Source organism: Paenibacillus selenitireducens (genome assembly GCF_002021565.1).
Classification (GTDB): domain Bacteria; phylum Bacillota; class Bacilli; order Paenibacillales; family Paenibacillaceae; genus Paenibacillus_K; species Paenibacillus_K selenitireducens.
Genome location: NZ_MSZX01000003.1, coordinates 91144 through 103410, shown reverse-complemented (window position 1 = coordinate 103410; position 12267 = coordinate 91144). Strand labels below are relative to the sequence as shown.

9 protein-coding genes, 2 pseudogenes and 1 riboswitch are annotated in these 12267 nt (G+C 42.9%); of the genes and pseudogenes, 2 read left to right on the top strand and 9 right to left on the bottom strand.

Features of this window, described 5'->3' with window-relative positions; all coding sequences use genetic code 11:
• Positions 1-402: 402 nt before the first annotated feature.
• Complete coding sequence (locus tag BVG16_RS08290; RefSeq protein WP_078498088.1) at positions 403-867, bottom strand: phage tail protein; 465 nt, start codon at positions 865-867, stop codon at positions 403-405.
• A 334-nt stretch (positions 868-1201) separates the two neighbouring features.
• Positions 1202-1279 (bottom strand): annotated as a pseudogene (locus BVG16_RS08285) (MerR family DNA-binding transcriptional regulator); the annotation flags it as partial.
• A 129-nt stretch (positions 1280-1408) separates the two neighbouring features.
• On the opposite strand from BVG16_RS08285, the gene BVG16_RS08280 reads away from it, so the two are divergent.
• Positions 1409-2236 carry a MerR family transcriptional regulator gene (locus tag BVG16_RS08280; protein ID WP_078498087.1) on the top strand — a complete coding sequence of 276 codons (828 nt, stop codon included), beginning with the start codon at positions 1409-1411 and terminating at the stop codon, positions 2234-2236.
• A gap of 75 nt (positions 2237-2311) precedes the next feature.
• A complete protein-coding gene (locus BVG16_RS08275; RefSeq protein ID WP_078498086.1) occupies positions 2312-3451 on the top strand; it encodes an agmatine deiminase family protein in 1140 nt (379 codons plus the stop codon).
• A gap of 184 nt (positions 3452-3635) precedes the next feature.
• On the opposite strand, the gene BVG16_RS08270 is transcribed toward BVG16_RS08275, so the two are convergent.
• The 7 genes and pseudogenes from BVG16_RS08270 to BVG16_RS08240 all read right to left on the bottom strand — a co-directional run.
• Positions 3636-5024, bottom strand: coding sequence for an amino acid permease (locus BVG16_RS08270; RefSeq protein WP_078498085.1), 1389 nt, complete (start codon positions 5022-5024; stop codon positions 3636-3638).
• A gap of 159 nt (positions 5025-5183) precedes the next feature.
• A riboswitch (glycine riboswitch) is annotated at positions 5184-5263 on the bottom strand.
• Positions 5264-5493: 230 nt separating this feature from the next.
• Complete coding sequence (gene trpB / locus BVG16_RS08265) at positions 5494-6654, bottom strand: tryptophan synthase subunit beta (RefSeq protein ID WP_078498084.1); 1161 nt, start codon at positions 6652-6654, stop codon at positions 5494-5496.
• 171 nt (positions 6655-6825) lie between these two features.
• Positions 6826-7335, bottom strand: coding sequence for a GNAT family N-acetyltransferase (locus BVG16_RS08260; RefSeq protein ID WP_078498083.1), 510 nt, complete (start codon positions 7333-7335; stop codon positions 6826-6828).
• Positions 7336-7401: 66 nt separating this feature from the next.
• The gene (locus BVG16_RS08255) at positions 7402-9990 is read right to left on the bottom strand and encodes an ABC transporter permease (RefSeq protein WP_078498082.1); all 2589 of its coding nucleotides are present in this window, start codon (positions 9988-9990) and stop codon (positions 7402-7404) included.
• Positions 9987-10670 carry an ABC transporter ATP-binding protein gene (locus BVG16_RS08250; protein ID WP_078498081.1) on the bottom strand — a complete coding sequence of 228 codons (684 nt, stop codon included), beginning with the start codon at positions 10668-10670 and terminating at the stop codon, positions 9987-9989. The genes BVG16_RS08255 and BVG16_RS08250 overlap by 4 nt, the downstream gene beginning before the upstream one ends.
• Before the next feature lie 34 nt (positions 10671-10704).
• Positions 10705-11613 (bottom strand): VanZ family protein, encoded by a 909-nt coding sequence (locus tag BVG16_RS08245; RefSeq protein WP_078498080.1) that lies wholly within the window; start codon positions 11611-11613, stop codon positions 10705-10707.
• Between the two features lie 10 nt (positions 11614-11623).
• A pseudogene (locus tag BVG16_RS08240) lies at positions 11624-12226 on the bottom strand (VanZ family protein); the annotation flags it as partial.
• Positions 12227-12267: the final 41 nt, after the last annotated feature.

Sequence of the window (12267 nt, the reverse complement as noted above, 5' to 3'; positions counted from 1 at the left end):
TTCTTAGTACTATTTTGATAATAACAATTTGTTAATAACAAGAATATCAAAAAATCAAAGGGGGTGCAAGTCAAACGTGAAAAAATAAACACCGTTGGAGGGTTGTGCTGCACGACCTAATAAAACACCCGCTCCGCCGGGAAGCCGTCCTTTGCCTGGTACCGAGCAAAATCATCGCCCTCTTCTATTAATAAACAAAACCCGCGTGTATAGCGGCTCAGGCTGTTGAGAAACCCCTATTTTTCCGATTGTGGCTGGATCCCTACTTATGATACGGTTCTCCGTAATGTATCTAGACACAAAGTACAGCTTAACCACAAAATATACGTCAGCATATAGACAACAAGCCACTCCTGACAATGGAGTGGCTTGTTTAACTTCTCTTTTTGTGATTGGCTTGCTTTAATATTGTCCTTTAATTACAAAAAACGAGCCCCGAATGGTTCCGGCTAGTTTAGACTTCTGCCTAGCAAACTTAAACTTCTCTTCTAGCTCCTTTGGTACCCCCATCCCCTCAGACAGCTTAAAACCAACGGCCCGCTTCTTAGGGTCATCCACCGTATACATAACATTTACCGCAAGACCATCCTCATAGAAAACGTAGGCAAACTGGATATTTTCCACTTGAAAACGCGACGTTTCTAAAGGTTTGGCCGCAAACTCAATATTACGTTCTTCTGTCAAAATTCGGTTCACATAATCAAGGGTATCCTGACTTTCGCTAGCGGATACAACCGTAAATTCATGTTTGTATTTGTTCATAAAGTAACGGGCTTCATTTGCACGTAACCCAGCAAGCGCTTCTACTACAGGGGAAGACTCTAAACCAACCGTAGACACATTCTTATAATCAACGATATACGACATTTCCATCTCTCCTTCTCATTATTCGCCAACAATATGAATCCGTATTTCACCAAAAACTAAACCACTCTTCAAGTTATTTCCTTTTATCTAGCAATTATTATACCAAAAATGATTCAAAAGAAAATTTTGACTGGCGAATTTGTTTATCGAAATTTTAAAAGGGGTCTTCACTATTTACCGCCAATAAATTTGCGTCACTTATGATACATTTCAGCTTAACGAGTCTATCGGCGAAAATCTGTCTCAATAGCCTATCAAATCTTCACCACCGTCCTCCCTTACTAATATAAAAATCACCGTCCAACCCCGAAAGGGAACGTGAACGACGACAACTTTGATCATAGAACCGCAAGGCTCGTACGGTTAGCCCAGTCAGCTTGGCGAGGTCACCGATCTTCCAACATCTCTTCATTAACCATCTCCTCTCTTTGGCGCTTCAGAATAAGTAATCGCAGCCAGTAATTAATTGGCAAAGAATTGTATGAATCGTATGTATTAGAATAATATAATGGTGAAATACCATACGAAGGAAGAGAGAACTATGTACACGATCAGCCGATTTTCTCAGCTTTGCAAAATGAGTGCACGCATGTTACGACACTATGACAAGGAAGAACTCTTAAAACCAGTACATGTAGATACAACGAACGGGTATAGATATTATGAGAAGAGTCAATTAGAGACGGCATTACAAATCAAGAAACTGAAAGAATATAGATTCACCCTACAGGAAATTAGAACGATCCTTCAGACATCAGACAGGGAATGGTTTACAGGATTGATGCACTCGAAAATCCATGAATTATCAAATGAGATGAATCGATATAAACAGATTATTGCAGAAATGCAAGAGATGATCGAAGACAAAGTGGATTTGATTCTAGGAGAAAGAAGTTCTTATGATATACTGCTCGGAATGAGAAACGAGATCCGTGTCCTAAGTCAAAGAGTGCAGATGAATATTGCAAATATGGACAAGTATGTTGATTCCTTATACGAAGAAGCAGAAGAAAGCAATATTCACTTACTAGGTGTTCCGTCTGCCATTTTTTTCGATGAAGAATATACTCCAGATCACAGCGATATTGAATTGATGATCCCGATCGTGGATCGGAATGACGAAGAGGCATCATGTGATTGGCAAATAAAAACACTCCCCCAAGAGTTTATTGCTACTACCTTGCATATCGGAAGTTATGACTATATCGGATATGCCCATATGGCTCTTGAAGAATGGATAGAACGCAACGGCTACTTCTTGAATGGCTCGCCTTATGAAACCTACTTGAAAGGTTCAGAATGTGACTGCCCTGTGGAGGAGTATGTGACACAAGTCTGCTTTCCCGTCACCAACGAAGCAAGACAATAATTGCTTGACCTTGACACGATGTCAAAGCTTATTCTACTTCAAGAGAAAGCGATTAGAACATAAGGAGATTTGGACATGAATAAGATGATTGTATTGTGCACGGGGGTTTTATTAACAACAGGGATCTTATTTGGGTGTACGCAAAGTAAAGCTGATGAGGATCAAAGCATGAAAAAACAAAACGTAGGCAAATACACGATGCCTGATGAAAGAAGCAAACATGAAGGTACTTGGTTACAATGGCCCCATAACTTCACCTATGGAAAAGGACATAAAGAAGATTACGAAACCATTTGGATAGAGATGACAAGTGCCTTAAGTGAAGGGGAAAATGTTCATATCATCGCATATGATAAATACGAAAAAGAATATATTTATGACCTTCTGTATGATGAGGGTATAGATATGGACAAAATCGACTTCTATATTGTCCCTACGGACGATGTATGGGCAAGAGATACCGCACCGATTTTTGTATACGATAAAGATAACAATCTTAAACTCATGGACTGGGGATTTAATGGATGGGGCAAGAAAACGCCGTATAAAAAAGATGCATTAATTTCTAATAGACTTAGTAAGCAGTTGGGTATGGAACGTATCGATCTCAATGAAGTCGTACTTGAAGGTGGCGCATTTGAACTCGATGGCAATGGTACATTTTTATCGACACGTAGTGCGGTGACGAATAAGAATAGAAATCCTAAATTATCAGAAGCAGAAATTGAGGAAGCTATAGAAGAAAATCTTGGTGCTACGAATTTTATTTGGTTAGATGGTGTGCCCGGTCTGGATATTACAGATTTCCATATTGATGGTTTTGCTAAATTTCATGATAAGTCTACAATGATCACAATGAAAGAAGCGGATTTGGAAGAATGGGGTGTCTCCGACAAGGATATTAACACCTTAATGAACGCTAAGAATGCCTTTGACAAGCCTTATCATTATGTGTATTTACCAATTACCAAAAGCAATGTCGTGTTAGATAACGGAAATAATTTGGGGTACAAAGGTTCATATATCAATTATTACATTGGAAATACCGTTGTACTAGTTCCAAACTATAATGATCCTAATGACAAAATAGCAAACGATACAATCCAGAAACTATACCCTGACCGTAAAGTTATTGGAATTGACGTGAGAGAGCTTTATAAAGATGGTGGTATGATTCATTGTGTTACACAACAACAACCCATCGATTTAAAGTGACTACACACCGAGGGGTGAATCGGCTGGAATGCGGAACGGAGTGTATTCGGTCTATGTCTCCGAATTATCGCCCTACTTGTGATACGGTTCTGCATATCATTTATAAAGCTAAAATCTAAAGGCACCCGATTCGGGTGCCTTTACCAAATCAGGGCACGTTAATACAACATTATCATAGCGGAGGTCAGGCATCTGTTGATTGTTGATTCTTTACCAATACCTTGTTACCCTTTTCCTTCCTACTTCTGCTCGCATGCAAAGTAAATAATAGAACAAACCATAGAGGCGTCAACAATAAGGCCGGACGCGTTGCTTCAGCAAACAGCATAATAACGAGAATGATGGCAAACAACGTTAGGACAACATAATTAATAAATGGCGTAAACGGTGCCTTAAATTTTGATTCTGCATGTAATTGGGGCTGTTTTTTCTTATACCGTAAATGACAAATTAGAACGACACCCCATACCCAGATAAAACAAATGGCACTAATGGTTGTCACGATGCCAAAAGCCTGCTCCGGAATAAGCTTACTCAAAAGAGCTCCCACGGATAGGACAAACGTAGATATGAATAACGCATTACTGGGTACATGATTTTTATTCAATTTGGCAAAACGGGATGGAGCCTGGTCCTTCTTGCTTAAATTATATAGGATCCGGCTTGTTGAAAACATCCCGCTGTTGCAAGCGGAAGCGGCTGAAGTTAATACAACAAAGTTAATAATTCCTGCGGCAATCGGAATCCCGACTAAACTAAACGTTTTAACAAAAGGACTTTCTGATGGATTGAGTCCTGTCCATGGATTAATGCATAGTAGGGCGATCAATGCACCAACGTAGAAAAATAGAATTCTTAAAGGAATTTTATTAATCGCCGACGGGATATTTTTTTCCGGATTCGATGTTTCCGCTGCAGATACACCCACTAACTCCACACCGACATAGGCAAAAACAACCATTTGGAATGAAAGCAAGAAACCCGTAATTCCGTTTGGAAACCATCCCCCGTGCCCCCAAATATTTTTGACAGTCACCGTTCCTGTATCTGTTTTGAATCCGATCACCAACAAAATAACTCCAATGGCAATGAGTAAGAGAATCGTCACCACTTTGATTAACGCAAACCAAAACTCCAATTCTCCGAAACTTTTAACGGTTAACAGATTAAGCGCTAATAAAATGACTATACAGATAACGGCAGGTATCCATTGCGGGATGTCAAACCAATATTTGACGTATACCCCAACAGCAATCACATCGGCCATAGCCGTCATAATCCAGCAAAACCAATAGGTCCATCCGGTTACAAACGCGGCCCGCGGCCCAAGATAGTCTTCGGCAATGTCCGTAAAAGATTGATACCCTGCTTTAGACAACAGTAACTCTCCCAGCGCCCGCATCACAAAAAAAATGGCGATCCCCACGATGAGATATGCGAAGATAATGGACGGCCCTGCCAATTGTATAGCTTTGCCCGATCCGAGAAATAATCCGGTACCAATGGTGCCTCCAATAGCAATAAGTTGAACATGTCGATTTGCTAAATCTCTCTTTAATTCCTGTTGTGCCAAACCAAACTCCCCCTAATTCAAAATAAAACTCATTCATGTGAAAAAATGAACAATTATTGGCGCCAATAAAAAAAGAGATTGGATGCGCTCCAATCTCTTGATCAAAAGAATAATAAATAAATTTTGCTATAACTATTTCAATATAACAAAGTAGATATTTAATACTCTTCTGTCCTTTTGCCTGAGATTGTGAACCCTTCGGCGCCGTGGAATTCCACGGTCTCTCCAGAAGCTGCTCCTGCTATAGTACGATCCATAGCAATCATAGCTTGCTAACTATTTAATTTTTTTTAATACTAATCGCAGTTAAATATTTTGTCAACGAGATAAATATCATTCGCCCAGGCTTTATTTATGATACGGTACTTCTTGGCGGTCGATTCATACCGCATAGATGACGGTCCAATAAATGGTTTACAAATGCAAGGCCGCCAGATCAACTTCCTGACGGCCAAAGCACCTGCGAATATTATTTGAGCATTTGAAACACTTGTTCAACATCCTTGTCCCCACGGCCAGATAGGTTAACGATGAGAATTTGATCCCGCCCCATCGTCGGTGCTAGCTTCTTGGCGTATGCAACCGCATGCGCGCTCTCTAGGGCAGGGATGATTCCCTCCGTACGGGACAGCTCCTGGAAAGCTTCCAGCACTTCCTCATTGGTGACGGTCGCATATTCGGCCCGTCCTGTCACCTTCAGATGGCTATGCTCCGGCCCGATACCCGGATAGTCGAGCCCCGCAGCGATCGAATAGGTCTTCTGCGGCTGACCTTCCTCGTCCAGCAGTACTAAGCACTTAAAGCCGTGAATGATGCTAGGGACACCCTGGGTTAAGCTTGGCGCTTTGTCGGGTTCGACGCCAATCAAACGGACGCTCGGCTCGTCGATGTAGTGGGCGAATGCACCAATAGCATTGCTGCCGCCTCCCACGCATGCCACCACCGCATCCGGCAGTCGGCCTTCCTTCTCCATAATCTGCAGCTTTGATTCTTCGCTGATGACTGCCTGGAAGTGCTTGACCATCGTCGGGAACGGATGCGGACCAACCGCGGATCCGAGCAAATAAAACGTATTTTTATAGTTTCGAACCAGATCGTCTAGCGCTTCATCCACTGCGTCCTTCAGTCGTCCTTGTCCTTTATGAACCGGAATGACGGTTGCGCCAAGCAGTTCCATCCGGAACACGTTAAGCGCCTGGCGGCGCGTATCTTCAGCTCCCATGTAAATGACGCATTCCATTTTAAACATGGCGCAAGCCGTTGCCGTAGCGACACCGTGCTGTCCGGCACCGGTCTCGGCGATAATCCGCTTAGCCCCCATCCTCTTAGCGAGCAGAATCTGGCCAATGGCGTTGTTAATCTTATGCGCTCCGGTATGATTCAGATCCTCGCGCTTTAAGTAGATCTTGGGGCCTCCCCAAGCTTCGGACAGCCGCTCAGCATACGTTAGCGGGCTCTGGCGACCAACATATTCACGCAGGTAATAGCTAAGCTCTTCCTTGAAGTCTGGGTCGTCTCGAAACTTGTAAAATTGCTCACTCAAATAGTTCAGCACTTCCTGCAATTCCGGAGGGACAAAGCTGCCCCCAAACTCTCCGAAGTACCCCTCTTGCTGCAATTGTTGGTCCATAAGTATGCGCCTCCATAACTATGAATTGGTAATCTTTGCATACTATAATACCATGAAATCCAGCTTCTGATGAGCATAAGCCATTCAAAATGAAAGAAACTATTTTGTAAAGCCACCAAGCACTCACGCTTCAGAAAAGATATTAAATTATTAGGCCTCCAGTTCACTTGCTCATCGTCCAGCTGTTCTAATGCTTTTAGTATAATATACATAATCTATGTGTTCACCAACACCATCTGCGATATTATGATTCTTCCTTTTTTGATATATTGTGAACCCAACACTCTCATACGTTCTTTGAGCAGGGATTAGGTCATCATTTGTGGATACAATGATTTTTTCCACCTCATTTCGGGTGATTCTATTGACCGCTTCTTGAAGCTGTATTTTGCCATACCCATTGCCTTTCTGTTTTGAAGCAATGCAGTTATGGCCAATTTCCGCATACTCAGGCATGTTTCTCGGATCCCAAAAAACAAATCCGATGGCTTCATCGTTTAATGTTGTGATAAACCCATATTTATCTGCAATTTGCAAATTGTCAAAGAAAAAGTTTTCAAAATCTTGCCAATCAGAATTACAACTTTGTTTATATCTGCAATCAAATGAATACGCATCTGTCAATAATTCAAAGAGTATTCCTCGATTAAAGTCACTCACCTTTTTGAATTCAATACTCATGTTTTAATAACCCCCATTTCAAACGAAGCAAGCCCTGACTTTAACCAAGTCAGGGTCTTTGGCCTATTATATATTCTCTTGCTTTAATACATCCATAATGTTTTCCTTTTTTACTTTCGCGCCGGAATATAACATGGCGGAACCGACAATGACAAATACGGCGACAATGACAGACAGAATGCTCATCCAAGGAAGGGTGAACCCATAGCTGAATTTGTTCGAAAATGCCCTATAGATCAGATACATCACGATGAAACTGACGGGAAGCCCGAACACCAGTGACTTGACCCCATAAAAAATACTTTCATAGTTCATCATTTTCGTAAAGCCTTTTGGCGTCATGCCTACGGATTTCAGCATCGCGAATTCTCGTTTGCGAAGGGATAAGCCCGTCGAGATCGTATTAAAAATGTTCGCAATGGAAATCGCCGAAATCAATACGATAAATCCATAAGAGAAGACGGACATCAATAGAATCTGTTGTTCTTCGCTTTTTCGGGATTGATATACATTGAAGACATTCAGATTGGTCTCATGCATCTCTTCGATTTCCTGCTGCGTTCGCAGCGGTTCCGTGCTTTTCAAATGGAGGTACATCTGAACGTTACCAAGATCGTCGTCTGCCAATCGATTCATGACGCGTTCCGACACGATCATATTTAACCCGCCTACGCCTGTCGGGCCCATCCCCATCGGTGCTTGATCCGTTAACGCGGCAACGGTCACTTCGTTTACCTTCGTTTCTTCTCCATTTTCTTTATAGAAGTTCGTTAACTCGATACGTTGGCCGACATTCGTATAGATGGCCTTCGTCTGGACGTATTTCCCCGTATCCATATCTTTGTAATGGATCCTATCCATCACGATCGCGGCGGGATGATCCGGATCCGTAAGCTGCGCGTAATCTGCGCCGACCGCTCTGGCATAGGCTTGCAGGCTCGAATCGTCCAATGCATGAATCTTAATATCGTAAGGGTATTTGCCGTCTTGCAGTAAGCTCTTGTCCTTCTTCACCTTCGCTTGCAATTCATCGGCGATGATCGCTGCATCGACCCAAGCGTTCCCATACATCTCACGAATCACGTTATATTCCGTGACGCCATCCAGGGATACAATCGATTGTATCAACCGGTCGTCTAATCTTTTTCCGTCGCCGTGCAACACTTCAATATCAAAATTGATGCCTTCCCGCGACAGTTCCAGGGATTGTGTCATGCCGGCCGTAAAAAATGATACCGTCAAAAACAAAACAATGCTGATGACGAGCGAAAATACGATGGCATGATATCTCCGTTTGTTCCTTTTTAAGTTTTTCAGCCCGATCTCCGCTTCGATCCCGAAGAACTTGCGGATGAACTTCGACGTTCTCACGGCTTTGGCCGTAAGCTTGACGTCGGTAGTCTGGCGAATCGCGTCCATCGCGGATACCTTGGATGCCCTGATCGCCGGGAGATACGACGAAATGAAAATCGTCAACAGCGATAACACACAAGTAATTAAGAGCGATAACGGCGTAACGATAAGCGTCAGCTTTTCATTGGTCCATAATGCCCCTTGAATCATGGAATTCATGAACCAAAAAGTGATCCCAATCCCGGCAAGACCGCATAGGATGCCAATGGGAATGCTGATCAATCCAATGACGACACCTTCAAAAAGCACCGAATTACGCTTCTGCCTTTTCGTTGCCCCCACGCTCGCCAGCATCCCTAAATGGCGTGAACGTTCCGAGACGGATATCGCAAAAGCATTATAGATCAGCGACACCGATCCGATCATAATGACCCCCATAATGATCGCCGATAAGAAGAACATCATGCTCGACGAGCCACTGCTTTTGGACAAGCCGTAATAACGAAGTAAACCGTTATTATATTGGACGGACTCCATATGGTTTTTCTCTGCCAAACCCTCCGCATGAGCGAACAAGAACGGATTGACACGCTGCAACACCACCGACGCATCGACTCGATCGTTTGCCCCGATGCTATTTTCATCGACATAGCTAAGGATTGTATACCCCGGGGACCAGGGCGTTTCCCCTAAGGGAGTCTTAATGAAGCCTACCACCGTATACTCCCTTGTCTTGATATGCTGCAACGTTTCAGTCAATGAGCTGTCTTCCCTACGCAGCGGTTCGGTCTGATCCAGGGGATGATCGCCCCCTTGTTCGAATCGTTCGCCGACGCGAAGGGATAGACGATCGCCGATTTCGTACTTCACTTTGGCGTTCATTGCAACGGGTTCGGAGATAACGACTTCCTTGTCCGTAAGCGGAAGACGCCCCTTGCTTAGTTCAACCTGAAATTGCGCGAAACCTTGCGCGTCATATGCCTTGATGAACAAGTACGGCTTATTGGGAGTTTGCCCCCCTTCTAGTGGGGCAAACCCAATATCTCTTGCCATCGCGACGGTTTTGGTTGCGTCATCGCCCTGTATCGCCGCAAGCTGTTCTTTGGTGACATCTTGATATTGGACATGCCACTCCCCTGAATCCGCGATAGCTTGCTTGATCAATAAATCCGAAAAGGAAAACACAAGCGTAGCGACGGCGGTCACCATGGCAACCGAAATGATGACGCCGATGATGGTTACGAGTGTTCGTCTCTTGTTCTGCTTCAGATGCCGGATAGTTAGCGTATTAACAATATTCAACGTCGGATCACCTCGTCTTTGGCAATCCTCCCGTCTTCAATCGAAATGATCCTGTCGGCTTGCAAGGCAATTCGTTCGTCGTGCGTAATAACAATCAGCGTCTGCTGATAGGTTTTATTCAACATTTTTAATAAGTCGACGATCTCGCTGCTATTCTTGCTGTCCAGATTCCCAGTCGGCTCGTCGGCCAGCATGATCGCAGGATTGCCGATGAGTGCTCTGCCGATCGAGACCCGTTGCTGTTGTCCGCCGGATAGCTGATTCGGCAGGTGATTTAATCGATGCTGCAAATTCAGCGTATTTACAAGACGATCCAACTGCGTTTGATCTACCTTTTGGTTATCCAGCAAGAGCGGCAGCGTCATATTCTCCTCTACCGTCAGGACGGGAATCAGATTGAAGAATTGGTAGATTAGGCCGATTTGCCTGCGCCTGAAGATGGCCAGCTGCGTTTCGTTCAAGGCATACATATCCGTATCCTCAACATAAACTTTACCGCCAGTCGGCTGATCCACGCCGCCCAGCATATGGAGGAGCGTCGACTTTCCCGATCCGGACGGGCCGATAATCGCGACGAATTCGCCTTTTTGAACCGAGAAAGAAACATCGTCAAGCGCCTTCACTGCTGATTCGCCTTTGCCGTATATTTTAGACAGATGCTCGATTTTTAAAATATCCATGGCCATACCTCCTTTCCTTGTGTTTCATTTCACATTATTTCCTTGCGGAAATAGGTGGAGCCGTAAGAACGAAGTCATGATCTTTTAACTGTACGCGAAAAATATATACAGGTTGAGAAAAACCTTTTGTATCAGTGACGTGCTCTAATTTATACTCTGTAATGACTAATGTCTCACCTTCAAATTCTTCACCCGCTCCGAAAGGTCCCATAGGATAAATGTCTCCATGTTTCAATTTTTGAAATGCTTCTTTTGGAGAAATAATTTCGACGTCTCGCACTTTCTGACCTTTGGAATCGTAAATAGGCATTTTTTCACCTTCATCACTTAACTCTAGTGATGTTTTTATCGTGACATGAGACATATCTGTTTTTCCATAAGGATCAAATGGCATATTACCAAATTCCTTCATTTGATACGAAATAATTATTCCAAGTGCGACGAGGCTTACTGCCGTGGGTAAGATTAAATATTTGACTATTTGTGTGTATGATTCCTTTTTTCCCAAAATAATAAGAGCTATATTTAATACGCAATACCCTAGCATCATTCCTACGGTATTATGAAGTAAATCGTCTAGTTCCGCACTTCCACGAAGTGTTATAAATTGAAGCGTTTCAATACATAAAGATGTTGTAATTGAACTGATTAACATCCATTTTGCTTTCAAAAAAACTTCACTAAATAAAGGTAATAAAATCCCTAGCGGAAACAGCATACCTATATTAACAATGATATGAAAAAAAGAATTAAATGAAAATTGATTCCATGCTTTTTGATACTCGCTCAGTACATCGAAATCAATTGTTCTTACAAAGATATTCTCAGCTGAACGACCAAATGTGGTAGCCATTATTAAAAGGGAATAATATCCTACTATTAATATAAGTAATATAATTTGTCGTTTAGTAAATTTCTTTTCTCGTTCATTAATAAAATTCATTTTACACCTCTCCATAATTAAAGGAGAGATATTTCTCCTCCCTATTGCCCAACGTATACGTGTACGCCACAAAGGGGCCGATTTCTTTGGTGAACGTTTGGTCAACCAGCCCGAAGACCCCCCATACCCCAAGCATCAAGACAACACTGTAAATGCCCGTAGCAACAATATTTCTCCAGTCGTTTTTCATACGAAAGCCAAGCTTAAACGCCCCGAATCCGATGGCTGCGCCCGATGCGTTCTGTATGACGTCATTTATATCGAAGCTGCCGAGGAACGTTAGTGCCTGGATCGTCTCCAGCACGAGAATGGACAGGGTGAACAATGTCATAAATCGAATAAAGTTGGTCCGATATAACAACGGAATCAAGATGCCAAAAGGGATGAAGGCTGTGATGTTCCCGAAACCCACTAAATCCATCAGCGTAGGATGTAGAAGATCGGATAGACCTGGCAGCCTAAAGAAACCGTCCGGCAAAAAAATAAAGGTGTACTCGGTGATTTGATCTACCTTATCTACTCTGCCGAAAGCGAAAAACAGAAAATAAAGAATCAAAAGGGTATACGATATGGTTATAGCCAAAATCATCTTTCGGTGTTGCTTCAATTGCATTGTCTTACCTCCATCGCTTAGCTGATGAATATCATTTTATC